Origin of the sequence: Nocardia sp. NPDC005366 (genome assembly GCF_040606855.1) — a bacterium.
Taxonomy (GTDB): domain Bacteria; phylum Actinomycetota; class Actinomycetes; order Mycobacteriales; family Mycobacteriaceae; genus Nocardia.
The window spans coordinates 14835-39701 of record NZ_JBEXFQ010000041.1 but is presented as its reverse complement, the minus strand read 5'-3'; the positions used below and the strand labels follow the sequence as shown (position 1 = coordinate 39701).

The window sequence follows — 24867 nt, the reverse complement described above, 5'->3', positions numbered from 1 at the left end:
GTGTCCATCGAAAAGCGCCGCGCCGCCGCTCACAATTCCACCAGTCCCGACCCTGGACCGAAGACAGGGCGCGGCGTGAGCTCCTGCAGCGGATACCCGACGGCGATCGCGCCCAACGGATTCCAGTCGTCCGCGAGACCGAGCACGTCGCGGGTGACCTCGGGGGCGAAGATAGTCGAGCCGATCCAGCAGCTGCCGATTCCGTCGGTCGCCAAGGCGACCAGCAGGCCCTGCACCGCCGCGCCGACGGCGACGGTGAACATGGTCCGCTCCGCGCCGCGACGACGCTCGTCCGGGTAATCGTGCGCACCGTCGGGCACGCAGAACGGGATGATCACCTCGGGTGCGTCGAAGAGAATGCGTCCGCGGGCGATCCGGCGTTCCACCCGTTCCTGGTCGAGTCCGTCGGCGCTGAGATCGGCACGCCACGTGTCGGCCATCGCCTCGAGCAACTGCCGGCGCAGTCCCCGCTTGCGCAGCCAGACGAAACGCACCGGGCGGGTGTGATGCGGTGCCGGCGCTGTCAGCGCCGTCGCGACGGCGGAGCGGATGCGCTCCGGGTCGACGGGGGTGTCGGCGAACCGCCGGATGGAGCGGCGCAGCAGTAGCGCCTCGCCGCGCCCCTGCTGGATGGCTTCGGCGGTGCCGAGCCAGAACAGATCGTCGGTGCCCCCGCGCAACAGGTCGACCGCGCCGGAGCCGTCGTCGGTCACGGGCAGTCCCCGTACGACGGCGACCGGAACCCCGCCGAGTTTGCCCTTCACCAGGTCGGCGGCCGCGGCCAGTTCGTCGGCGATCGCGACCTGGGTGACGTGCAGTTCATTGCCCTGTCCGTCCACCGCGCCCGCGTAATCGTGCAGTACCCGCAGACCCGATGCGCCGATGGCGGCGTCGATCTGCCCATTGCGCCAGGCGCGGCCCATGGTGTCGGTGACGACCACAGCGACGCTGATGCCGAGACGCTCGGTCAACGCCGAACGCAATGCCTTCGCGCTGCCGTCGGGATCGTTGGGCAGCAGCACCAATTCGCCCTGCTCGACATTGGAGCCGTCCACCCCGGACGCCGCCTGGACGATGCCGAGTTTGTTCTCGGTGATGAGGGTCCGGCCCTTACGCGCCAGCACCCGCACCGACTCCTGATCCACCAGCGCCCGACGAGCGCTATCGCGTTCCTCGGGATCCAGCGGCGCGGCGACGATGCGGCCCTCTACTTTGGCCACGATCTTGCTGGTGACCACGAGGATGTCGCCGTCTGCCAGCCAGGGCGCCGCAGCGGCGATGTGCTCGGCCAGGTCGTCGCCGGGCCGGAACTCCGGCAGTCCGGTGATCGGCAGGATCCGCAGTTCGGTAGCGGCGTGATCGGAATTCGCTGTCACCATTTCACTCCGGCCAGGTCGAGAGCCTCACGCACCATCTCCGCGGTGGTGGGCGGATCGGTCATCAGTAACGGCACGCTGCGCACCTCGACACCAGGTACCCGCGCGGTGTCGGTGCTGTGGATCAGCCAGCCGTCCAGGATGCCGGTGGCGGAGCGGGCGCCGTAGTGGCGGCCGATCGCCTCGGCTGTGGTCTCGACCCCGATCACCGACAGGCATTCGTCGGCCATCCCACGCAGTGGCTTCCCATCGATCACCCCGGAGACGCCGATCACTGTGGCGTCCGTGGTGCGCAGCGCGCCGCGGATTCCGGGCACCGCGAGGATCGCGCCGATGCTGACGACGGGGTTCGACGGCGCCAGCAGTACGACGTCCGCCTCGGCTATGATATCCGTCACATTTGGCGCAGGAGTGGCGTCATCCGCCCCGATTGTCGCGAATCCATGGGTCTCGATGTTCGCGCGGTAACGAACCCACCACTCTTGGAAATGGATCGCGCGGCGTTCGCCAGGGTTGCCGGGATCACTCACAACGACATGCGTTTCGCAGCGATCGTCAGTTGCGGGGATGAGTTTCACGCCAGGTTGCCACCTGTTGCACAGCGCTTCGGTGACCGCGGAAAGCGGGTACCCGGCACGCAACATTTCGGTTCGAATCAAGTGCGTCGCGATATCCCGATCGCCCAACCCGAACCAGTCCGGCTCGGCATGGTATTCAGCGAGTTCCTCCTTGGCATGCCACGTTTCTCCGACCCGTCCCCATCCACGTTCGGCATCGATTCCGCCACCCAGGGTGTACATGCAGGTATCGAGGTCAGGGCAAATACGGAGGCCGTGCATCCAGACGTCGTCACCCACATTGACGATCGCGGAAACCTCTGCTTCCGGCAGCAGTTCCCGAACGCCCTGCAGGAAGCGCGCACCACCGACTCCGCCGACGAGTACGGCGATCTTGGGCCCGTTCGCGGGCGCGATGTCCGCTTGTTGTGCAGTCACATCGACACAGCCTATGCGGTACCCGAACATGCGGCGTTCACACCGTATTTGCTGGTCATTTGCTATTCCGTACCACAAGATCAACACAGAAATCGGCGACGGATAGTAACGGAATAGCGTCGACCGCTTGACCATCAACACGTCCGGCGTGTCTAATCACAGACATGTCATTCCGGCGTTCGCGCGAGAGTGCGTGTCGCGAACAACTTTTCGAACACATGTTCGCATCGGGGTGACGGGCTCGGGGATGTCCGCGGGACAACGTCGCGGGGTACGGCCGTCGGTGTGCGCGTTGGTCCGACGGAAAGAATCATTCTGCGCTAACACACAGTGAGGAGGCGGAGCGATGGCCGAAGACATGGTCACGCCAACCGATTCCACAGCAGGCGCAGCACGTGGCGTCTGCACAGACATCGGCCGGATCGAACGGGAGGCGGGCGACGACGTATCGACACCCCGACTCAGCCTGGTCGCGCCGGGCTTCGACGAGATGTTCGAATCCATCGAAGAGCAGTGGCAGGAACGCGCCCTATGCGCGCAGACCGATCCGGAGGCGTTCTTCCCCGAGAAGGGCGGCTCGACCCGCGAGGCGAAACGGATCTGCATGGGTTGCGAAGTACGCGATGAGTGCCTGGACTACGCACTCGCACACGATGAGCGCTTCGGGATCTGGGGCGGCCTCTCCGAACGGGAGCGCCGCCGCCTCAAGCGCGGAATCGGCTAGAACCTGATGCCGCACCGACCTCGATGCACGAGGTCGGTGCGCGTTCACCTAGATTTCTCTGTATGTCTCGCTCACGCAATCGACGACCACCCACCGCTCGGTCGGTGATCCGCCGTGGTCGCGGCGTGCGCGGACCGATGCTGCCGCCGACCGTCCCGGCCTGGCGGACCCGCGGCCAGCAATTCGACCGGCTGGTGCTCGAGGCCTTCGCGCCGCTGGACAGCCGCTGGCACGATCGACTCACCAAACTCGATATCGCCGTCGACGATGTTCCGAAAATCCGTCCGTTGCACCCGGATTCGGTCACCTGGCCGGACGAGGTGGTGGCCGACGGTCCCGTTCCCCTCTCCCGGCTGGTGCCCGCGGGCGTCGATCGCCACGGGGCGGCCACCCGTGCGCGCGTCGTGCTCTTCCGCAAGCCGCTCGAATTGCGGGCGAGCGATCCGGACGACCTCGTCGACCTGCTGCGCGAAGTTCTCGTCCAGCAGATCGCCACCTACCTCGGCGTCGACCCGGACATCATCGATCCCGAGGAATAGACATAGATCCCGAGGAATAGACGTGGCCCTCCTCACGTGAGCCTCACCCCTTTTACCGCGTGTCTGGCCGCGTCCGAGCCCCGGGAGGGTTACTCTCATCCGCGTGATCCCCATGCGTCGTTGCTGCCGACCCGGCTGCAAGAATCCAGCAGTCGCGACGCTCACGTATGTGTACTCCGACTCGACCGCCGTCGTCGGACCGCTCGCCACCGTCGCCGAACCGCACTCATGGGACCTCTGCGAAACACACGCCTCCCGCATCACCGCCCCCAAGGGCTGGGATATGGTCCGGCACGAAGGCGGATTCTCCTCCAGCACACCGGATGACGACGATTTGACCGCGTTGGCGGAGGCCGTGCGCGAGGCCGGTCTGCGGCGCCGTCCCCCGGAACCCGATCAGCGCGGCTATCGCGATTACGCACCGCCGCCGCAGCGCGCCACCAGGACCGGTAGGCGTGGTCATCTGCGCGTGCTGCCCGACCCGCCGAGCTGACGCACCAGGACGTGGCGACCGACTCGAGGCAGGACCCCGTCGGTCCCGTCCGGCCAAACCACTAGGGTGGTGGCTATGACAGCCACGCGCTCTGCCGAATTCGTGAACGCGGTGATCAAAGCCTATGACGTTCGCGGAGTGGTCGGTGAACAGCTCGACGCGCAATTCGTCAGCGACGTCGGGGCCTCCTTCGCGCGCTTGATGCGCGGCGAGGGTGCCTCCCGCGTTGTCATCGGACACGATATGCGGGACTCCTCACCGGAACTGGCCTCCGCTTTCGCCGACGGGGTGCTCGGCCAGGGCCTCGACGTGGTGCATATCGGCCTCGCGTCCACCGACGAGCTCTACTTCGCCTCGGGCAGCCTGGACTGCCCAGGCGCGATGTTCACCGCGAGCCACAATCCGGCGCGCTACAACGGCATCAAGCTGTGCCGGGCCAAGGCGCTGCCGGTGGGCCAGGACACCGGCCTGGCCGTCATCAAGGACGAGGTCGTATCGGGCGTGCCCGCCTTCGACGGTCCGCGCGGCAGTGAGACGCGGGTGGATCTGCTCGCCGAGTACGCGGCATACCTGCGCGGGCTGGTGAAGATCGATGACATCCGGCCGCTCACCATCGCGGTGGACGCGGGCAACGGCATGGGCGGGCACACGGTGCCCGAGGTACTCGGCACGCTGCCCCAGGTGACGATCGAGCCGCTGTATTTCGAACTGGACGGCTCCTTCCCCAACCACGAAGCCAATCCCCTCGATCCCGCGAATCTGGTGGATCTGCAGAAACTCGTCCGTACCTCGGGCGCCGATATCGGTCTCGCCTTCGACGGTGACGCCGACCGGTGTTTCGTGGTGGACGAGAAGGGCGATCCGGTCTCGCCGTCCGCCATCACCGCCCTCGTCGCCGAGAGGGAGCTGGCCAAGGAGCCGGGCGCGGTCGTCATCCACAACCTGATCACCTCGCACGCGGTGCCCGAACTCGTGCACGAACTCGGCGGCACTCCGGTGCGCACTCGGGTCGGCCATTCGTTCATCAAGCAGGAGATGGCCACCACCGGTGCGGTTTTCGGCGGCGAGCATTCCGCGCACTACTATTTCCGCGATTTCTGGGGCGCCGATTCCGGCATGCTCGCGGCGCTGCACGTGCTCGCCGCGCTCGGCGAGAAGGACCGGCCGATCTCGGAGCTGATGGCGGCCTACCAGAAGTACGCCGCGTCGGGGGAGATCAATTCCACCGTCGCGGACGCCGGGGAGCGGACGCTGGCGGTGCTGGAGGCGTTCGAAGAGCGTGCCGTCGCCGTGGATAGGCTGGACGGCGTGACCGTACAGCTCGCCGACGACGCGTGGTTCAATCTGCGGGCGTCCAATACCGAGCCGTTGCTCCGGTTGAACGTCGAAGCCAGGACGCCGGAGGAAGTAGACGCACTCGTGACCGAGATTCTGAGCATCGTGCGCTCCTGACTGGAATAGTGGAATCACAGACATTGGATTCGCCCGACCTGGGCTCGGTGTGTACAGCCCGGGTGGGTTCGGGCGAGTCGGACACAGCGCGATGAGGGGAGGTGGGACGCCCGATGATCGCTGGAACTCCGGTAATCGACCTCGATGACGCCGCATCGCTCGAGGCAGCCGATAACGGTGGCGCCCTGCGTTCGGCGGCTTCGGGTGGCGCCCAAGTGCGCGCGACCGCGGCGGCCGTAGGCGAGAACGCGCTCGCGCCACTCGCCGACCTCCGACCTCGCAGCGTCGTCCTGGTGACCGGCGGCGGGCGCGCCGCGCGTGCGGCCGGGCTGCTGGTGGCGGCCCTCGGGGACCGCGCGGGTCTGCCCATCGTCTCCACACCCGCCCTCCCACCCTGGGTCGGCCCGCTCGACGTGGTACTCGTCGCGGGCGACGACGCCGGCGATCCGCGTCTCATCGATGCCGTCGACCGCGCCCAGCGGCGCGGCGCGGAAGTCGTGGTCGCCGCACCCATCGAGGGGCCGCTGCGCACGGCGGCTGCCAGGCGTACGGCGCTGCTCGAACCGCGCGTCACGGTACTCGACCACAACCGGCTGCTGCGCTACCTGGCGGTCGGGATCGCGGTGTTGCGCATCATCGACCCGACGCGTTCGGGGGCGGCCGTTCCCGATCTCACCGCGCTCGCGGACGTGCTCGACGCCGAGGCATTGCGCGACGGACCTCAGAACGAGGTCTTCCACAATCCGGCCAAAACCCTGGCCTCACGGATGCAGCAGCATGGCATCGTCTTCGCGGGCGACTCCCCCGCCACCGCCGTACTCGCCGAGCACAGCGCCGAGGTGCTGCTGCAATCGGCCGGTCGGGTGGCCGCGTCCGCCGATCTGCACGAGGCCGTCGCGGCCAATGCCCGCCTGGGCGAGGCCGCGGGCGCGGCGGCGGCCGGTTTCGATCCGCTGTTCCACGACGAGGAACTCGACGGTCCGGCACCGGTGGAACGCACGCGGGTCTTCGTTCTCAGCACCGATCCCGACCAGGCCGCCGCCCGGCGCAGGCTCGCGGTGTTCAGCGGCTCGGGACTGGTCGACGCCGACCTGGTGAACGCCGATGTCGATCTGCTGCAGAGCACGCTGAGCGATCCGACGGGCCCGACCCGGGCCAGGGTGGACGAAGTGGGCGTTCCGCTGCCGGGCTCGGCCACCCACAGCACCGAACTGGAGCAACTCGCGGTAATCGCGCTGCGCGTCGAAATGGCCGCGGCCTATCTGCGTTTGATCGGATCGCGCGGCGTCGCCGCGGCCCCCGGTGATCAGTACGACGGGGGACGCTACTAGTGCACGAACTCGTTGGTGCGCTGCGTTCCTACGCCTGGGGCTCGCGCACCGCGCTCGCTGAGCTGTGCGGAAGACCGGTTCCCTCGGCCCACCCCGAGGCCGAATTGTGGTTCGGCGCCCATCCCGCCGATCCCGGGCATGTGCGGACGCCGGACGGCACGATATCGCTGTTGAAACTGGTCGCCGCCGATCCCGAGCGGGAACTCGGCTCCGCCGCATCGGAGTTCGGCGGCAAACTGCCGTTCCTGCTGAAAATCCTCGCGGCCGAGGAACCGCTGTCGTTGCAGGCCCATCCGAGCTCGGCGCAGGCACAGACCGGATTCGAACGGGAGAACCGGGCGCGGGTGCCGCTGGATTCACCGATGCGCAATTACCGCGACGAGAACCACAAACCGGAACTCGTCGTCGCGCTCGAGCGGTTCGAGGCGCTGGCGGGGTTCCGTGAACCGCACCGAACCGTCGCGCTGCTGCGCGCGCTGGATGTCCCACAGCTCACGCCCTACGCCGACCTGCTTGCGGCACAACCGGATTCGGCCGGTCTTCGGACGCTGTTCACGACCTGGATCACCCTGCCGCACAACGCGCTCGCGACGCTGCTGCCCGCGGTGCTCGACGGCTGTGTGCGATATCTGTCGGCCAAGGTCGATCGGGTGTTCACCGCGGAGGCCCGCACCACCCTCGAACTCGCCGAGGCCTATCCGGGCGACGCGGGAGTTCTCGCGGCGGTCCTGCTCAACCGCGTGACCTTGGAACCAGGGCAGGGCTTATTCCTGGCCGCCGGGAATCTGCACGCCTATCTGCGCGGGCTCGGTGTCGAGATCATGGCCAACTCCGACAATGTGCTGCGCGGTGGTCTCACCCCGAAACACGTCGACGTGCCGGAATTGCTGCGGGTACTGGATTTCGAGCCGATCGATCTGCCCGCGGTGCTGCCGGAGCCCGCGGGCGACGGTTCGGTCCGCTACCGGACCCCCGCCCCGGAATTCGCCCTGCACCGCTTCGACCTGATCGCGGGCTCGGCGCAGGTGCCACTGCACAACGGCCCAGGCATCGTCCTGTGCACCGCGGGGACCGTCCGGCTCCTGCACGGCGACGACACCCTGGTTCTCGAACGTGGCGCGGCGGCCTGGATCTCGGCCGCCGACAGCGATATTCGGGCGCAAGCGGTGGACGGCGGGGCCCAGTTCTTCTGCGCGTGCGTTGGCAGCGCGAACTGATCTCATTCGGATACCGGCGGCCGGACAGGCTAGGTTAGCCGGGATCGGCAAACGAGAGAGGACATCCGACATATGTCTGCTGGTGGTGGCAAGAAGGCGATTATCGCCGCATTGTCGGCGAACGCCGGAATCGCGGTGGCGAAGTTCGTCGGTGCGGCGATCACCGGTTCCGCGTCGATGCTGGCCGAGGCCGTGCACTCGGTGGCCGATACCTCCAATCAGGGCCTGCTGCTGTTCGGGCAGAAGCGCGCCGAGAAGGAGGCCGACCAACTGCACCCGTTCGGATACGGCCGCAACCGCTACTTCTACTCGTTCATCGTCGCCCTGGTGTTGTTCACCCTCGGCTCGATCTACGCGATCTACGAAGGTATCCACAAGGTTCAACACCCCGAGGAACTCAGCTCCCCGATCATCGCGATCCTCATCCTGCTGATCGCCATCGGACTCGAGAGCTACAGCTTCATGACCGCGGTCAAGGAATCGCGGCCGCTGAAGGGCACGACCAGCTGGTGGCGGTTCATCCAGACCTCGCGCAGTCCCGAGCTGCCGGTGGTCCTGCTGGAGGACACCGGCGCGCTGATCGGTCTGCTGTTCGCCTTCGCGGGCGTCGGCCTGACCATGGCCACCGACGATCCGGTGTGGGACGCCCTGGGCACGCTGGCCATCGGCATTCTGCTCGGCGTCATCGCGATCATCCTCATCATCGAAATGCAGAGCCTGCTGATCGGCGAGGGCGCGACGCCCGAGGAAGAACGGCAGATCCGGTCGAATCTGGTGGACGGGCATCGCATCGAGCGGGTGATCCACCTGAAGACGCAGTACCTCGGGCCCGAGGAGATCCTGGTCGCCGCCAAACTGGGCTTCACCCGAGGACTGGATATCGGCCAGATCGCCAATGCCATCGATGAGGCCGAATCGCGGGTGCGCGACGCCGTGCCCGCCGCCCGGGTGATCTACCTCGAACCGGATCTGTACCGGGAACAGGCGACGTAGGTCGAGCCCAGGTCAGCGCGGCTGCCCTTGCGGTGCGCGAAGCAGATCCAGCGGATCGGCGCGGATATCGAAGCGCGAACGCAGAATGTGGCGCGCGGCGTGCAGGCCGCTCATACCGTGAACCCCCGGTCCGGGCGGGGTGGACGACGAACACAGGAAGACGCCGGGAATCGGAGTGGCGTACGGGTTCCAGCGCGGTGCGGGGCGGAAAAGGAACTGGCGCAACGTCATCGCGCCCGCGGAGATATCGCCGCCGATGTAATTGGCGTTGTGCTCCGGCAGCTCGGCCGCGGTGTAGACGTGTTCGGCCAGGATGAGGTCGGTGAACCCTGGCGCGAAACGTTCGACCTGATCGATGACGGCGGCGCTCACATCGCGCGGTGATCCGTTGGGCACGTGGGCGTAGGTGTAGAACGTATGGCTGCCCGCCGGGGCGCGGGTCGAATCGACAACGCCCGGTTGGATGGCGAGCACGTAGGGCCGGTCGGCGTGGCGACCCGCCGCGACCGCCCGTTCGGCGGCCATGGCCTCGGCCCTGCTACCGATCAGGTGCAGGGTGCCCGCGCGGTCGCAGCCTTCGGCCGCCCAAGGCACCGGGCCGGAGAGCGCGAAATCCACCTTGCAGGCCGCACCGCCGTAACGGAAACGCCGCAATCGCTCGCTATAGCGGTCCGGTAGCCGGTGCCCGCCGATGCGGAGCAGTTCGGCGGGGGCCAGATCGAGCAGAATCGCGGGGGCGTCCGGGAATTCGTCGAGCGAGTCGATCCTGTGGTCGGTGTGCACCCGGCCACCGAGCCGTTCGAGTTCGGCGATCAGCGCATCCGGAATCGCCTGGCTGCCTCCGCGCGGCAATACCCAGCCGTCGGCGTGTGCCAGGGTTCCGAGCAGGATGGCGGCCCCCGCGGCGGGAATCGCGCGCGGCGGCGTGATCGCGTGGGTGGCGACGCCGGTCAGCAGCGCTGCCGCGATCTCGTCGTCGAACCGCAGATTCCACAGCGGCGTGCCCTGTTCGACGACACGGAGCCCGAAGCGCGCTGCGGTCAGCAGCTCGCGCGGCGGCCTGCGCAGATCCGACATCGCGACGCCGACGATGGCCTCCCAGTGCCGGACCATCGGCTCGAAGAGTCCGCGCCACGCCGCGCCGTCACGCCCGAGAGACTCGACTGTCCGATCGAGGTCGCGCCAGGCCAGTCCGGCCCGGCCGCCGTCGAGCGGATGCGCGTAGCTCACCTCCGGCGCCAGCAGTTCCACACCGTGCGCGGGCAGATCGAAGGCCAGGAAGAACGGTGACGCCGAGGCCATCGGATGCGCACCCGCGCACAGATCGTGACGGAATCCCGGCAACGTCAGCTCGGCGGTGCGCGACCCGCCGCCCGCGGTGGATTCGGCCTCGTAGACCTCCACCGCCAGCCCGGCCCGCGCCAGGATGACCGCCGCCGCCAAGCCGTTCGGTCCCGACCCGACCACCACCGCATCAGCCATGACCACACGCTACCGCCGGGCCGAGACGAACCAGCGCTAGTCGCCGGGCTCAGCGCCGACCGCGGCAAGCCATTCGGCGACAAGCATGGCGATGCGCTGCTCGCGCAGTTCCGGGCGCAACCTGGCACTGCGTTCGAGGGTCGCCAGTCCGTGCAGGGAACTCCAGGCGACTTCCGCGCGCGCGCCGAGCGCGGCGTCGTCGACGAACCGGCGGAACAGATCCTCGAAAACACCGAACGCGTCGCGCAGCGCCTGCGGCGCTTCCAAACCGAAGACGAGGTCGCTCGTCAGGACGAACATCGCGTCGTAGCGGGCCGGATGCGCCGCGGCGAAGTCCAGGTACGCGCGGGTGACGCGCTCGAACGCGGCGGCGGGGGTGGACGCGGCGGTCTCACCGACGCGCAGCGCGGCGGTGAGATCCACGATCCCCTGTTCGGCCACCGCCGCGACGATCGCGGCCTTGCCCGCGAAGTGGCTGTACAGGACGGGCTGGCTGTACTCGATGCGTTCGGCGAGGCGACGTACCGTCACCGCCTCCCAGCCCTGATCTTCCGCGAGCTCGCGCGCGGTATCGATGATCTGCTGGCGCCGTTCGGCGCGTTCACGTTCCTTACGGGTCTGGGCGGTCACACCAAATTCTAGCATCGCTAGACAATCTAACTCGGCTCAGTTACCGGGCGCGGCGCCATTGCCGTATCTCGCGGCAGCACCCTGTCTGTGGCCTGTGATCTATTGCATACGCCTCCAGGCACCGATGATTTCGCCCGGCACAGCCCGTCGACACCGACAAACAGATAGTGAAGGAGTCCCCCATGGCGACCACACCGCGCGGACCCGCGTCGTACTTCCCCTCCATCGAGGCCAAGTACGGCCGCACCATCGCCGAATGGAAATCCGCCATGACCGAATCGGGCCACACCACATTCAAGGATCTCGTCGCCTGGCTCAAGACCGAGCACGGATTCGGCCACGGCCATGCCAGCGCGATCACCCAGCATCATCTGAACCCCGAGAAGTGGTCTTCCTGAACATGATCCGCCCATGACATGTGCGGCGAGGGGGTCCCTGCCGGGTGCGTGTCCGACCGCGCGCGGGCTGTCTTGCGGCGAAGCTAGACGTCGGTGGAGAAGCGGATGCCGCCGTCCGGGATTTCCACACCGGGCCAGACGCGGGCGCCGCGCAGGAGTTCGCAGCGGGCGCCGATATTCGCGCCGTCACCGATGACGCCGTCGCGCACCAGGGCTCGGGGACCGATACGGGCGCCGAAGCCGATGATGGAGCGCTCGACGGTCGCGCCCGCCTCGATGATCGCGCCGTCGAAGATGACGGCGCCGTCCAGCCGCGCGCCCGCGCCGATCTCCGCACCGCGCCCGACGACGGTGCCGCCGATGAGCAGGGCGCCGGGGGCGACGCCCGCGCCGGGATGGACGAGGGATTCTCCACGCTGGCCGGGCAGCGCGGGCGACGGCGCGATGCCGCGGACCAGATCGGCCGAACCGCGCACGAAATCCTCGGGGGTGCCCATATCGCGCCAGTAGGACGAATCGACGTGCCCCTGGACGCGGGCGCCCTCGGCGAGCAGCGCGGGGAAGACCTCGCGCTCCACCGAGACCGGGCGGCCCGTCGGGATCTTCTCGATGTACTCGCGGCGGAAGACATAACAACCGGCGTTGATCTGGTCGGTCGGCGGATCCTGGGTCTTCTCCAGGAACGCGGTGACCCGGCCGTCGGCGTCGGTCGGCACGCAGCCGAATGCCCGCGGATCGCTGACCCGCACCAAGTGCAGGGTGACGTCGGCGTTGGTCGACTCGTGGGTGTCGAGGATCGCGCCCAGTTCGGTGCCGCCGAGCACATCGCCGTTGAAAACCATCACGGTGTCCCCGCGCAGCTTGGGCAGCACATTGCGAATGCCGCCGCCGGTGCCGAGCGGCTCGGATTCGGTGACGTACTCCAGTTCGAGGCCCAGATCGGAACCGTCGCCGAAATATTCCTCGAAGACTTCCGCCTTGAACGAGGTGCCGAGCACCACGTGCGTGATTCCGGCCTCGGCGATCCGCGCGAGCAGGTGGGTGAGGAATGGCAGTCCCGCGGTGGGCAGCATCGGCTTGGGCGCCGACAGGGTCAGCGGACGAAGCCGCGTTCCCTGGCCGCCGACCAGAATCACGGCCTCGGTGCCTGCATGTCCTGCCATCAACTTCCCCTGTTCACAGTGGATTGTTCCCGCGCGCCCCCCGTCTCCGGTCAGCCGCGCGCCTGCTGTCGCAGCGCAGATCGAACCGCAATCCGGGAGCGAATGGCAAGTCCGGCCCGCAACGCGAGCCGCAGCGGCGCCTGCCACCAGTGCGGATGCCGGTCGGCCTGGAACCGGTACGCGCTCGCGTGATGCGCCGGCAGCATCAACTCGGGGTGACGGCTGGCGGCATGGCCTTGGGCGTGGGTGACCTCGGCGGACGGTACGAAGACATTGTGCCAACCCGCCTTGCCCATGCGGTCGCCGAAGTCGACGTCCTCCATGTACATGAAGTAGCGCGAGTCGAAGCCGTCGATGGCGTCGAAGGCGTCGCGGCGTACCAGCAGGCAGGAGCCCGAGAGCCAGCCGACGGTGCGTTCGGCGATCTGCTCGTTGTCCTGGCGGTAGCGCTGGGTCCACGGATTTCCCGGCCAGACGGTACCGAGGATCGCGTGACCAGCACCGTCGAGCAGTCCGGGCACCGAACGCGCCGACGGGTAGACGCTGCCGTCCGGATCGAGCACCATCGGCCCGATCGCGCCCGCGCGCGGCCAGCGTTCGGCGGCGGCCAGCAATTCGTCGATGGAATCGGTGCCCCACCGGATATCCGGATTGGCGATCACGACGAATTCGATATCCGGATCGATTTCGGCGACGGCGCGATTGATGGCGCCGCCGTATCCGAGATTGCCCCCGGTCCGCAGCAGCCGCACATGCGAGTTGGCTTCGGCCGCCAGCTCGGGCACCCCGTCGACCGACCCGTTGTCGGCCAGGATCACCTGCGGTTTCTCACTGGTGGCGTGAGCTAGCGTGGTGATGAAATGCTCGAGATGCTCGCCCGGCGAATAGGTCACCGTGACGACCGCGATGCGGCCGGGGGACGCTGAAGACGCGGAATCGGACACTGGGTTGTCGGTTCGCTCGCTGCGCTCACTCACGACCGCCCAGCCTAGTCGGATCCGCTTCGCGGCGCGGCCCCCGGTGTGAATCCCCGGCGACATTCCCGCGGGTGTGATCCGCCGCGGTCGCGGGATCATCGAAATCGACAAGGGCGGAGCAGGTCTCGCTCGCGCGGCGCTCAGCGATCGGCGAGCGCGGCACGCAGGGCCGCCCGCCACGGACGAAACGGCGTCAGCCCGGCCGCTACCCACGACCGGTCCGACAACACCGAATAGGCCGGGCGCCGAGCAGGTCTCGGGAAGGCGGTGGAATCGCACGGCCGCACCCGATCCGGATCGGCGCCGATCTCCTCGAAGACGGCGCGAGCCAGCTCGAACCAGGTGGCCCGTCCCGTGTTCGTGGCGTGCAGCAGGCGGGGCGCGGCGGGGCGGTTCGCCAATTCCAGCAGGCCCGCGGCGAGGTCGACGGCGTAGGTCGGCGAGCCGAGTTGGTCGTCGACCACGTCGACGGTGTCGCGCTCGCGTTCGAGCCGGAGCATGGTAGCGACGAAATCGCCGTCATGGCCCCGATACACCCAGGCCGTGCGTACCACCTGCGCGTCGGTCGCCTGTTCGAGGACGGCCAGCTCCCCCGCGAGTTTCGACCGCCCGTACACCGTGGTGGGCCCCGTCGCGTCCGCTGTGTCATAGGGCCGATCGTGGGTACCCGGGAAAACGTAATCGGTGGACAGGTGAATCAATCGGGCTCCCACCCGCGCGCACTCGGCGGCGAGTACGGCGGGGCCGGTGCCGTTGGCCGCGAATGCCGCGTCCGGCTCGGATTCGGCCCGGTCCACCGCGGTGTAGGCGGCGCAGTTGAGGACGACGTCGCCGGGCTCGATGATCGCGCGCACCGCGGCGGGGTCGGTGATGTCGAGGTCGGCGCGGCCGTATCCGCGGGCATCGGGGGCGAGGCGCAACAGCTCCCCGCCCACCTGTCCACCGGCTCCAGTCACGACGAGACGGGCGGTCAACGGTGGGTTCGACACAGTCACGGGCGCAAGTCTGGCACGCCGGGACCGCGGCGGTTGAGCCGTACCGAGGTAGCCGTTGGTTAGCCTGGAGCGTATGTTCCGGGGGACAGTTGCCACCGGAGCGGGCGGGGGGCAGCCGGAGGCGGGGCCGGTCGGGTGGATGACGCCGCTTCGTTCCCACGGCATGCCGCGACCGGATTCCATCGAGTTCGTCGAGAGGATGCGGGAGTTGAGTCGATGAGCGGGTCGGTTCCATCGCGATCGTCCGGAGCCGGCGGCCCGGGAACTTTCGGGCCGGTGCAGATCATCGTCGCGATGCTGGCCGCGCTCGTCGTGGTCGTCACCGGCTTCGCCTGGCACAGCGTCGACGCGCTGATCTCCAATATCGAGCGCATAGGCGACCTCGGCCTCGGTGGCACCCGCGACGGCGCCGTCGACATTCTGCTGGTCGGGGTCGACAGTCGCACCGACGCGCACGGCAACGCGCTGACCCAGGCCGAACGCGCCATGTTGCACGCGGGTGACGAGGTCGGCACCAACACCGACACCATCGTGCTGGTGCGCGTTCCCAACGACGGACGGTCCGCGACCGCCATCTCCCTGCCCCGCGACTCCTATGTCGACATACCGGGATTCGGCAAGGGCAAGATCAATTCGGCCTACGGCGCGACCAAGGAAGCCGAACGGTTGAAGCTGGTCGACAAGGGCCTGTCCGACGCCGAGGTCGAGAAGCAGTCGACGAAAGCCGGGCGCAAGGCGCTGATCACCACGGTGGCCAATCTGACCGGGATCACCGTCGACCATTACGCCGAGGTCAGCCTGCTCGGATTCGTCCTGCTCACCGAAGCCGTCGGCGGCGTCGACGTGTGCCTGAACAATCCGGTCGACGAGTGGATGTCCGGCGCGGACTTCCCCGCGGGACGGCAGAAGCTGGACGGACCGCAGGCACTGAGCTTCGTGCGCCAGCGTCATGATCTGGAACGCGGCGACCTCGACCGCATCGTGCGCCAGCAGGTTTTCATGGCCCAACTGGTCGGGCAGGTGCTGAGCGCGAAAACCCTCGCCAGTCCCGCCCGGCTCAGCCAGCTCAGCGAGGCGGTCGGCCGCACCGTGGTCCTGGACGAGGACTGGGATGTGCTGACCTTCCTGCAACAGCTGAAGGATCTGTCCGGCGGACAGGTGAAGTTCGAAACGATTCCGGTGGCCGATCTCAACGGCACCACCGGGGACGGCGAATCGGTGGTGCGGGTCGACCCGAAATCGGTGAAGTCCTACGTGGCTTCGCTGGTCGGCGAGTCGAGCGCCGAATCCGAACCGCCGCCCGTGAATCCGAACGGTGTGACGGTCAGCGTCTTCAACGCCAGCGGTATCGCGGGACTGGCGGGCAAGGTGTCGCAGGCACTGAGCGCCAAGGGTTTCCGGGAGGGCACGGTCTCCAACTACTCCGGGCGCAGTGCGACGAGCAGCCGAGTGCTCGCCGCGGATACCTCCGATCCCGGCGCGAAGGCGGTGGCGCAGACACTCGGCGGACTCACGGTGGTCGAGGACGAGACGATGTCATCGGGTTCGGTCGGCGTCGTGTTGGCGAGCGACTATTCTGGTCCGGGCTCGGCGGCGAGTTCCATGTTCGATCTCTCCGGAACCTCATCCTCCGCGACGCCGGTTCCCCCCGCCCCACCGATAGACGCAGGCCAGAACGGACCGAAATGCGTGAATTGACCACCCTCCCCGCCGACGATCGCGACTTCGAGAATGCGTGATCTCGACCGGGCGCTCACCCTCACCGAGGCCGTCCTCGATCCGATCCTGGCCCGCGATCCGGCAGGTCCGCGTGTCACGTACTACGACGACGCGACCGGCGCGCGCATCGAGCTGTCCGGGCTCACGCTGGCGAACTGGGCCGCCAAGACCGGCAACCTGATTCGCGACGAATTCGGTCTGAGCCCCGGCGCGCGCGTCGCCGTCCTGCTGCCGGCGCACTGGCAGACCGCCGCCGTCCTGCTCGGCTGCTGGTGGGCCGGGACCGAGGTGGTACTGCGCCCCGATCCGGACGCCGACCTGGCCTTGGTCACCGCCGATCGCCTCGATGACGTCGACGGCGTCCCCGAGGTCGCCGCACTGTCCCTGGACCCCATGGGCGGCCCGGTGCGCGACCTGCCCCTCGGGATCACCGATTTCGCCACCGCCGTCCGCGTCCACGGCGACCAGTTCCATCCGCGCGGCGCGGGCGTCGCACTGGACGGCATGCCCGTCTCGGAGGTTCTCGCGGAGGCCAGGAAATCCGCGCTGCGGCAGGGGTTCGCCGACAGCGACCGGGTGCTGTCGAGCACGACGTGGGAGACCCCGGCCGAACTGATCGACGGGTTCGTCTCGGTTCTCGCCGTGGGTGCGTCCCTCGTGCAGGTCGTCAACCCCGATCCCGCGGTCAGGGATCGTCGCATCGCCTCGGAGCGGGTCACCGCGCAGCGCGGGTAGGTAGCTTTCCACCGGTTGCCGACGTCATCTTCCGGGTCCGACCACCGAACCCGGAAGTCCTACCCGGGTATAGGTCGGGCATCCGACCGGGGGACGTTCCCCCGCCGGAACCGAGCCCGTACCGTGGTGGATATCACACAACGACGAGGTCGGTGGTACATGAAGCCGCAGTATTGGTTCCGTTGGCTGTCTCAGCAGGGCACACCCCGCCTGGTGCTGCGCACCCAAGCCCGCCGCGGCGACCCGTTCGCCATCCTCATGGGCGGACCGGACGGCATCGATGACCCCTACCCGCTCATCGAGGAACTCCGCGGCAACGACAGGCTGGTGCGCACCCGCTTGTCCTGGGCGGTGTTCGACCACGAACTGATCCGAGCGATCCTGCGCGACAGCCGTTTCGGGGTACGCACGCCAGAGAGTTTCGATATCCCCAAACCACTGCGGCGGCTCTCGCACCGCTTCCCGCTACCGCCCAATCCCGTCGAACCGCCGTCGATGCTCGTCATCGACCCGCCCGAGCACACGGCCATGCGCAAACCCGTCGCCTCCGCGTTCACCCCGCGAGCCATCGCCAAACTCCGCGACCGGGTCGAGACGGTGACCGAGGAATTACTCGACGCGCTGCCATCGAACGGCACGGCCGACCTCGTCTCCGCGTTCGCCGCCCAGGTTCCGATCGCGATCATCTCCGAAATGCTCGGCTTCCCGGACCGGGACCGCGACCTGTTCCTCGGCTGGGGCGACCGGATGACGCCGCTGCTCGATATCGGGATCTCGTGGCGGACACATCGTCGCGCGCTGAAATCCATGGAGGGGATGAACGAATACCTCGACGCCCATATCGCGCGACTGCGGAACAACCCCGGTGACGACATCCTGAGCGCACTGGTCAGCGCGGGAGAACTCGATGATCAAGCCCTCAAGGCCACCGCGAGCCTGCTGATGGGCGCGGGGTTCGAGACCACAGTCAATCTCATCGGCAACGGCGTCGTCCAATTGCTGGCCAACCCCGACCAACTCGACCGGTTACGCGCCGAACCCGACCTGTGGCCGAACGCCGTGGAAGAGGTGCTCCGCATCGATTCACCGGTCCAGACCACCGCGAGAACCGCGCTGGAGGATCTGGAACTCGACGGCATCCAGCTCCGACGGGGTCACACCGTCGTGCTGTCGCTCGCGGGCGCCAATCGCGATCCCCTGGTGTTCCCCGACCCGGCCCGCTTCGATGTCACCCGGGCCAATGCCAAGGAGCACCTGTCCTTCAGCAACGGCATCCACGTCTGCCTCGGGGCCAGCCTCGCCCGCATGGAAGGCGTCTACGCGTTGCGCGCACTGTTCGAGCGGTTTCCCGATCTCGCCCTCGACGGCACGCCACGGCGCCGCCGACTGTTCACCCTGCACGGCTACGAACGCATGCCGGTCCGGCTCGGGCGCGCGGCGCACGCGAAAGAACCGACCTCCGTCTGATTCGCGGCGGCTCAGCTGAAGCCGACGGCCTGGTCACCCCACGCGATATGAAGGTCGGCGTGTGGATTCTCGACCACCCGATCGGCAGTGTCGATCACCAGCGTGGTGCGGGTGGCCGGGCGATACGGCGGCCAGTGTTTGGAACCGTCGAGCGCGGCGGGCACACCGTGGGTGGCGAAGGCCAGCCAGCGCCGCATCATCCGACCGGAGACGTCGGTGGCCGCCTTGCGTCCGCCCAGCCAGAATGTCGGATCGTGGTTCAACGTTCCGAAATTGCCGAATACATAGGGCAATTCGGTGGCATGGCCCGCGCCGACACGGGCCGCGCGCAGCATGGGGGTGGCGTGGTCGAATCGGTAGGCCCAGGTCGGCGAATGTTCGGCGTGTCCGTCGGCCACCCAGTGCGCGGGCATGCGGAACGCCGCGTCGGTCGACATGGCGAGCGCACCCCTGGTCTTGGCGAGATCCGGGTAGGCGGAGGTGATTTCGGCGATCCGCTCGGCCGACATCCCGGGGTGGCTCGCGGCCACATCCTGCAACATCAGGTTCACCGCGTCGGGCGTGACCGGCATGATGGGCGAACGGAACACCCGGAACAGCGAAGCCTCGTCCTTGTTCGTGCCGATGATCAGCGGCACGCGGTGCGAACGCCCGGCCTGGAACCTGGCGATCGGATAGGTCGGCAGTAGATCGCCGTCGACGACCGGCGCCGCCGCCAGTCTGCCCGGTTCCGCGAGCGGCACCTCGTCCAGCAGCACGCCTGCCACCCGCACGATCCGTTCGATCGGCATATCGTTCAATTCCAGCGCCCGCGACGGGGGCAGCTCCATCATCTCCAGGAATCGCCGCGCCACACCGGCGGCCCGTTCCTGGCCGAAAACCGTTGTGGCGGGTGGGCTCTGAGCGATGGCCCGGTGGAAGAGCCCCGCCGCGCGCGGAGAGGTGAGCAGCGCCGTCACGCAGCCGCCGCCGGAGGATTCGCCGAACAGCGTCACATTGCCGGGATCGCCACCGAAGGCGGCGATATTGTCGCGCACCCATTCCAACGCGGCGATCTGATCGTGCAACCCGAGGTTGGGGACGAAGCCGTGGAACAACGAGGACAGGTCGAGGAATCCCAGTGCGCCGAGCCGGTAGTTGACCCCGACCACCACGACATCACCGATTTCGGCCAATTTGCGTCCGTCGTAGACCGCCTGGGCCGCGGTGCCGAGGCAGTAGGCCCCGCCGTGCAACCAGACCAAGACGGGCCGTGGTTCGCCGTGCTCGTTCGCCAGACCGCGCGGCGCCCACACATTCACCCACAGACAGTCCTCGCCCATCCGCAGCTCCGAGTCGACGGGCACCATGGCGCCCATCGTTTGCGGGGCGATATCGCCGAAGGTCGCGCATTCGCGGATGCCGTCCCATCGCGGCGGCGGCGACGGCGGACGGAACCGTCCGGTTCCGGTGACAGGCGCGCCGTAGGGGATGCTGCGCCAGACGGCGACCGGCCCGTCGAGGAAACCTCGAACGCTGCCGTACTCGGTGCGCACTACGAGCGCGTCACCATGATCGCCGCCGTGCTGGGCTGTGCGGTGGGTGACTCGGCCCGAGCTCGGCTCACTGTGCTCGCTCATCTTCCGCACCTCCTGCCCCGACCCGTCAGTGCGCTGGACAGTTGCTACTCCAGGGTCGGCACTTCATGATCTTTATTCGAGAGTACGTCCCCGATCCCGGCTCAGCAGGTGAGACGCGGTTTTCGACACCGACGCGATACGCTGGCCCCATGCCGAGCTATGCCTTTCGGTGCCGCAGTTGCGGTGACACCTTCGAAGTGAACCGTCCCATGGCGCAATCGTCGGATCCCGCTGTCTGCCCGCACGGACACGACGACACCGTCAAATTGCTCACCACATTCGCCACGGTCAGCCGGGGCGGCGGGGGTACGCCAGCGCCTTCCCCCGCACCGACGCCCTCGGGCGGCGGTTGCTGCGGCGGCGGCTGCTGCGCCTGATCTCACCCGCACACGCGCCGTGGCGTGCGGGCGGTGTCAACGTGGCCGGAGTCACTGTCGGGGGCCGCACGGCGGATTCACCACACCGTGGCCACGCGGCGACTCAGCCGCTGCGCTCGCTGTCATGACGATCGACATGGCCCAGGTCGCGCTCGGGCGCGACTCGGTCGCGCACGCGCTGCTTGAGCACCGAGATATCCGGGAACCCGCCGTCGGCTTTGCGCTCCCACACCTGCTCGTCGTCGACCGTGATGCGGAAGACCCCGCCGGTGCCCGGTATCAGCGCGACCTCGCCCAGATCGGTGCCGAACGTGCTGAGCAGTTCCTGGGCCATCCAGCTCGCCCGCAGCAGCCAGCGACACTGGGTGCAGTATTCGATCGCGATACGCGCCATGCGCCGACGGTACCGTTCACGGCTCGATCACGCCGTCGAGGTAGACCCACGCCCCGTCCTCGCGAACGAATCGGCTGACCTCGTGCAGCGATCCGCGCACGCCGTCCGCGCGATAGTGCGCGACGAATTCGACGGTTCCCGCGTCGTCGAACGGACCGCCGCGCTCCGAGCGCACGATGTCCAGGTACAGCCAGCGCTGATCCGGGTCGAGATCGAGATCGCGCGGACGCCGCGTCGAATGCCACGACCGCAGCAGGTAGTCGACGTCGCCGACCGCGAAAGCCGTATAGCGCGAACGCATCAGCGCCTCGGCGGAAGGTGCGGACCGCTGCCCCGCGAGCACCGGTCCGCAGCATTCGTCGAAGGGTTCACCCCTGCGGCACGGACATGGTTGCGACTGGGTCATGCACCGATTCTCGCCGGTCGGCGCGGTGGGGGTGGTCGCGGGGAGTCCATCGTCTACCACGTCACGGATACGGAGATCGCGATCGTGCGAGTAGGCCGCCACTACGCCGACTGAATGTGTCGCCTGCTCTGCGCCGACCGTCGCTTCGCCGATCAGCGGCGTAGGTATCAGCGGCGAGGCATCAGCGGCGTAGGCATCGGCGGCGTAGGCATCGGCGGCGTAGGCATCGGCGGCGTAGGCATCAGCGACTCTCGACCTTCGACAGCACGGCGGCGATGGCGGCGGACTGTTCACGCCACCGGCGCAACTCGGTGACGCTGGGCGCGAGCTCGTAATCGTGATGGTGGGCGGCACGTGAGAGCGCGGCCCAGACCGTCGCGACCTGTGCCGCGGTCTCGGGCCCCGCATAGCTGCGCAGCGCCAGTAACTGGGCACGCATCGGGCAGCGCATCAGCTCCGGCGCCAGCCGCGCCCACAACTCGTCCACCGACTGTTCGAGAGCCAGCCGCAGAATCCATGCCGTGGCGCGCGACCAGACCCCGCCCGCGTCGGTGACCTCACCGTCGAGTAACCGGTCGACCACGTCGAAACGCTCGGCCACCGTCGGCCGGGGCGCACGTGGTCGCGTCGACCGGCGCGGCGAGCCGGGACGACGCCCACGCCCGCCCCTGGCTTGGCGTGGCGCGTTCACCCGGTGCTCGGGCCGCGCGCGCCGGGCGATGTGCTCACCGCACCAGCCAGGCGATGAAACGTTCGGTGTCGGTGATCAATTCGCGCATGCTGCGGCCGATCGGCACATGCGCGCCCGCTGTCACATCCCGCAGTACGCTCACCAGCCACTTTCCGTCGCGCGCGAGGAATTCGTTGAGATCGTCCACGTTGTAGTCGACACCCATGACGGCGAGCGCCACCATCGCGCGGGTCGTGAAGGCCTCCTCGACATGGCGCTCCACCTCCCGGTGGTGCAGACCGGCGGTCAGCAGGTCGCGGCGTGCGCGGGACTGGCTCGCCGCTTCCACCGCGGACCGACAGCAGGTGGCGACCAATTCATCGGCGATCGCGCGGGGCAGTTGCGGGGTGCGCACGAGCGAGCGGGCATCGGCCAGGTAGCGGCGCACCGGATCGCTCGAGGTCCGCACCTCGACCACCGAACGCTCGCGGCGCTGGACTTCGAGGACGCAGGCGTCGAGTTGCATCCTGCGCACCGCCTCGGCCAGCCGCTCGTCATGGGTGAAGACGATCACCTGCCGGTTCCACGCGACCATGGCCAGCACCCTGGCCAGGCCGTCCACCTTGGCCGGGTCCATGGCCTGCACGGGATCATCGATCATCACGAACCGGAAAGGGCTTTCCTCGACCGTGGCGCGCGGCAGGAACAGCGACAGGCCAAGGGCGTGCAACTCGCCCTGGCTCATCACGCCGAGGGCTGCGCCGTCCACCTCGTCCACGGTGACATCGAGCAGGACGCGCCGCGCGGTTCCGGCGTTGCCCTGCAGGCGAATCGCGCCGAGTTCCACATTGCTCTGCTGGCGCAGGGTCCGCCAGATCCAGCGGGCCGTGGTCTCCAGCGGGGCCATCCGCTCACCGCGCAGTCCCGCGGTGGCGGATTTGAGCCAGTCCTCGGCGCGTTTGACCGTGCGCAGTTCGTTCGCGCGCACCGAGACTTCGCGGGCATTGTCCAGCCAGCCGGCCAAGCGCGGCACCAGCGGCGCCCAGACCTCATCGAGCCGATCGAGTTCCTTGCGGGTGCCCTGCTGCAACAACTCGAGTTCGTCGACGAGGCGGGTGTGGGCGGCGCGCAGCCGATCCGCCAGATCCGGACTGTATTCCGCGCCGGTCAGCGCCGCCCAGTCGTCCCAGGCGCGACGGACCGCGCTGGTGTCGACGGTCGGCGGACTGCTCGGATCGAAATCCAGTTCCTGCGGGACGTGATCGGCTAGCGCGCGGGCATCGCGTACCGCGCGGTTCAATTCGACGCGCGCGCTGGTCAGCGCGTCCACCCGGGCGGCGAGCCGTTCGATCGAGGCGTCCGCGTCCCTGGCCCAGACGGTGTCGAGCGCACCGCGTCCGCAGACCGGGCAGGCGCATTCGCCGACGGCGTCGACATGTTCGCGGGCCCGTCGCAGCAGTTCCAGCACCCGCAGGTCGGCCTCGGCGTCGGTGGTGGAACCGCGCGCGACCGCCGCGCCGCATTCCTCGAGGCGGGTGGCCGCCTCGTCGACCTGGGCGCTGGTCGGCAGGGTGAGCCGGACGATGGCGCGCAGTCCGTCCGGACCGATGGTGTCGCCGACCGCGCCGAAGATATGCCTGCCCACCGCGGCGAGATCGGGTTGCACCGGACGCAGCAGTCGCGCCATCCTGACCGCGCGATCGTCGGCGAGCTGCTCGAGCGCGCCGAGCAGCTCGAGACGTTCCTGCCGCGAATCACGTGCGGCGCGTTCCAATTCCAGGCGACGGGCACGCATCCGTTCCTGGGCCCTTGTCAATTCGTCCAGGCCGAGCAGTTGATGCAGCGCGTCGAACAGATCACTCGGTTTGCCGTCGACGAGTGCGCCGAGTTCGCTGTAGGACAGGAACGGCCGGTAGAGGTCGAGTACGGCCGCCCAGCGGGTGACATCGAAAGGCGCCGAGCCGGTTTCGTCATCGGAGGCGGCCGAGACCGAGGCCCTGCGCTCGGTCCACACGGCCTCGGACAGGTCCGCCTCGGCCGCCCACTCCTTGACGACGGTGAGCTCGGGTTCCGCACCGGCGGTGAGCAGATCCAGCTCGATGCGGGCCGACTCGCCCGCGTGCAGATTGCGCCAACCCTCGCGCCAGGCCGCCGATCGGCCGTCCCAGCGCCGATTTCCTCCGGTCAGCGCCAGTTCGGCGGCCTCGGCGAAACTCGATTTTCCGCTGCCGTTACGACCGACGACCAGCGTGAGGCCGGGACCGGGCGGCACCCGCAATGTCGTCTCCGGGCCGATCCCGCGGAATCCGCGCACTCGAATCGCTCGCAGGAAAACGCCCGCGGCGTCGAATTCGTCTGTCTCCCCGTGCGAATCACCACGGCCGAGCGATCCGGCCGACCCGAGAGACCACAGCACCGCCTCCGCGATATCCGGGGTGACGGCGGGATCTTCGGATAAGCGCCGGGCCACCACGTCGGGCAGGCGCGACGATACCTCCGTGGCCGGATCGGCCGCGGGATTCACGCGCATACGGAAACCCCTTCACCACCGATCCGCGGCCTGCCCTCGCGCCCGGTGTCCTCTGTCGAAAGCTGAGCGAAACGCTACCCGATGTGGTCGAGTTCGCCCACCGGGGTGCCGAATACAGCGGTGGTTCAAGAGTCCGAATCTGCCCGCGGGGATGGATATGGCCATCGAACACGCACGGCCGCGCT

General features: G+C 68.3%; 24 protein-coding genes. 12 read left to right on the top strand and 12 right to left on the bottom strand.

Going from position 1 to position 24867, the window contains the following annotated elements:
* Positions 1-29: 29 nt before the first annotated feature.
* Together ABZS43_RS31980 and cofD are read right to left on the bottom strand one after the other, a co-directional pair.
* Entirely contained in the window at positions 30-1379 is a 1350-nt protein-coding gene (locus tag ABZS43_RS31980) for a coenzyme F420-0:L-glutamate ligase (protein WP_355039719.1), read from the bottom strand.
* Positions 1373-2512 carry a 2-phospho-L-lactate transferase gene (cofD, locus tag ABZS43_RS31975; RefSeq protein WP_355039718.1) on the bottom strand — a complete coding sequence of 380 codons (1140 nt, stop codon included), beginning with the start codon at positions 2510-2512 and terminating at the stop codon, positions 1373-1375. The genes ABZS43_RS31980 and cofD overlap by 7 nt, the downstream gene beginning before the upstream one ends.
* 349 nt (positions 2513-2861) lie before the next feature.
* Between cofD and ABZS43_RS31970 the strand changes: the two genes are divergently transcribed.
* From ABZS43_RS31970 to ABZS43_RS31940, 7 genes are all read left to right on the top strand, one after another.
* Complete coding sequence (locus tag ABZS43_RS31970) at positions 2862-3095, top strand: WhiB family transcriptional regulator (RefSeq protein WP_195069580.1); 234 nt, start codon at positions 2862-2864, stop codon at positions 3093-3095.
* 62 nt (positions 3096-3157) lie between these two features.
* Positions 3158-3634 carry a metallopeptidase family protein gene (locus ABZS43_RS31965; protein ID WP_355039717.1) on the top strand — a complete coding sequence of 159 codons (477 nt, stop codon included), beginning with the start codon at positions 3158-3160 and terminating at the stop codon, positions 3632-3634.
* 112 nt (positions 3635-3746) lie between these two features.
* A complete protein-coding gene (locus ABZS43_RS31960) occupies positions 3747-4127 on the top strand; it encodes a DUF3499 domain-containing protein (protein WP_355039726.1) in 381 nt (126 codons plus the stop codon).
* Positions 4128-4202: 75 nt separating this feature from the next.
* Positions 4203-5579 (top strand): phosphomannomutase/phosphoglucomutase, encoded by a 1377-nt coding sequence (locus ABZS43_RS31955; protein WP_355039716.1) that lies wholly within the window; start codon positions 4203-4205, stop codon positions 5577-5579.
* 113 nt (positions 5580-5692) lie between these two features.
* A complete protein-coding gene (locus ABZS43_RS31950; protein ID WP_355039715.1) occupies positions 5693-6910 on the top strand; it encodes a tobH protein in 1218 nt (405 codons plus the stop codon).
* Positions 6910-8127 carry a mannose-6-phosphate isomerase, class I gene (gene manA / locus ABZS43_RS31945; RefSeq protein WP_355039714.1) on the top strand — a complete coding sequence of 406 codons (1218 nt, stop codon included), beginning with the start codon at positions 6910-6912 and terminating at the stop codon, positions 8125-8127. The genes ABZS43_RS31950 and manA overlap by 1 nt, the downstream gene beginning before the upstream one ends.
* Before the next feature lie 72 nt (positions 8128-8199).
* The gene (locus ABZS43_RS31940; RefSeq protein WP_355039713.1) at positions 8200-9120 is read left to right on the top strand and encodes a cation diffusion facilitator family transporter; all 921 of its coding nucleotides are present in this window, start codon (positions 8200-8202) and stop codon (positions 9118-9120) included.
* Positions 9121-9132: 12 nt separating this feature from the next.
* On the opposite strand, the gene ABZS43_RS31935 is transcribed toward ABZS43_RS31940, so the two are convergent.
* Both ABZS43_RS31935 and ABZS43_RS31930 read right to left on the bottom strand, forming a co-directional pair.
* Positions 9133-10602, bottom strand: coding sequence for an NAD(P)/FAD-dependent oxidoreductase (locus ABZS43_RS31935; protein WP_355039712.1), 1470 nt, complete (start codon positions 10600-10602; stop codon positions 9133-9135).
* 36 nt (positions 10603-10638) lie between these two features.
* The gene (locus ABZS43_RS31930) at positions 10639-11232 is read right to left on the bottom strand and encodes a TetR/AcrR family transcriptional regulator (RefSeq protein WP_355039711.1); all 594 of its coding nucleotides are present in this window, start codon (positions 11230-11232) and stop codon (positions 10639-10641) included.
* Between the two features lie 182 nt (positions 11233-11414).
* Here ABZS43_RS31930 and ABZS43_RS31925 point away from each other — a divergent pair, with 182 nt between their 5' ends.
* Entirely contained in the window at positions 11415-11630 is a 216-nt protein-coding gene (locus tag ABZS43_RS31925) for a DUF4287 domain-containing protein (protein WP_355039710.1), read from the top strand.
* Positions 11631-11713: 83 nt separating this feature from the next.
* Here ABZS43_RS31925 and ABZS43_RS31920 read toward each other — a convergent pair whose 3' ends face one another.
* The 3 genes from ABZS43_RS31920 to rfbD form a co-directional block, all read right to left on the bottom strand.
* Positions 11714-12793, bottom strand: a complete 1080-nt coding sequence (locus ABZS43_RS31920; protein WP_355039709.1) for an NDP-sugar synthase — start codon at positions 12791-12793, stop codon at positions 11714-11716.
* Positions 12794-12843: 50 nt separating this feature from the next.
* Entirely contained in the window at positions 12844-13737 is an 894-nt protein-coding gene (locus ABZS43_RS31915) for a glycosyltransferase family 2 protein (protein WP_355039725.1), read from the bottom strand.
* 173 nt (positions 13738-13910) lie between these two features.
* On the bottom strand, positions 13911-14765 hold the full coding sequence (rfbD, locus tag ABZS43_RS31910) for a dTDP-4-dehydrorhamnose reductase (protein ID WP_355039708.1): 855 nt from the start codon (positions 14763-14765) through the stop codon (positions 13911-13913).
* A gap of 216 nt (positions 14766-14981) precedes the next feature.
* Between rfbD and ABZS43_RS31905 the strand changes: the two genes are divergently transcribed.
* The 3 genes from ABZS43_RS31905 to ABZS43_RS31895 all read left to right on the top strand — a co-directional run bounded on the left by ABZS43_RS31905 (position 14982) and on the right by ABZS43_RS31895 (position 18686).
* The gene (locus tag ABZS43_RS31905) at positions 14982-16463 is read left to right on the top strand and encodes an LCP family protein (protein ID WP_355039707.1); all 1482 of its coding nucleotides are present in this window, start codon (positions 14982-14984) and stop codon (positions 16461-16463) included.
* 33 nt (positions 16464-16496) lie between these two features.
* On the top strand, positions 16497-17219 hold the full coding sequence (locus ABZS43_RS31900) for a TIGR03089 family protein (RefSeq protein WP_355039706.1): 723 nt from the start codon (positions 16497-16499) through the stop codon (positions 17217-17219).
* 159 nt (positions 17220-17378) lie between these two features.
* Complete coding sequence (locus ABZS43_RS31895; protein WP_355039705.1) at positions 17379-18686, top strand: cytochrome P450; 1308 nt, start codon at positions 17379-17381, stop codon at positions 18684-18686.
* Between the two features lie 11 nt (positions 18687-18697).
* On the opposite strand, the gene ABZS43_RS31890 is transcribed toward ABZS43_RS31895, so the two are convergent.
* Positions 18698-20305 (bottom strand): carboxylesterase/lipase family protein, encoded by a 1608-nt coding sequence (locus ABZS43_RS31890; protein WP_355039704.1) that lies wholly within the window; start codon positions 20303-20305, stop codon positions 18698-18700.
* 65 nt (positions 20306-20370) lie between these two features.
* Between ABZS43_RS31890 and ABZS43_RS31885 the strand changes: the two genes are divergently transcribed.
* A complete protein-coding gene (locus ABZS43_RS31885) occupies positions 20371-20682 on the top strand; it encodes a zinc ribbon domain-containing protein (protein WP_355039703.1) in 312 nt (103 codons plus the stop codon).
* A 103-nt stretch (positions 20683-20785) separates the two neighbouring features.
* Here ABZS43_RS31885 and ABZS43_RS31880 read toward each other — a convergent pair whose 3' ends face one another.
* From ABZS43_RS31880 to ABZS43_RS31865, 4 genes are all read right to left on the bottom strand, one after another.
* Positions 20786-21076 carry a SelT/SelW/SelH family protein gene (locus tag ABZS43_RS31880; RefSeq protein ID WP_355039702.1) on the bottom strand — a complete coding sequence of 97 codons (291 nt, stop codon included), beginning with the start codon at positions 21074-21076 and terminating at the stop codon, positions 20786-20788.
* A gap of 16 nt (positions 21077-21092) precedes the next feature.
* Positions 21093-21482, bottom strand: a complete 390-nt coding sequence (locus tag ABZS43_RS31875; protein WP_355039701.1) for a YchJ family metal-binding protein — start codon at positions 21480-21482, stop codon at positions 21093-21095.
* 241 nt (positions 21483-21723) lie between these two features.
* A complete protein-coding gene (locus tag ABZS43_RS31870; RefSeq protein ID WP_355039700.1) occupies positions 21724-22173 on the bottom strand; it encodes a hypothetical protein in 450 nt (149 codons plus the stop codon).
* Between the two features lie 34 nt (positions 22174-22207).
* Positions 22208-24682: an AAA family ATPase gene (locus ABZS43_RS31865; RefSeq protein WP_355039699.1), complete on the bottom strand. Its 2475-nt coding sequence runs from the start codon at positions 24680-24682 to the stop codon at positions 22208-22210.
* Positions 24683-24867 lie beyond the last annotated feature (185 nt).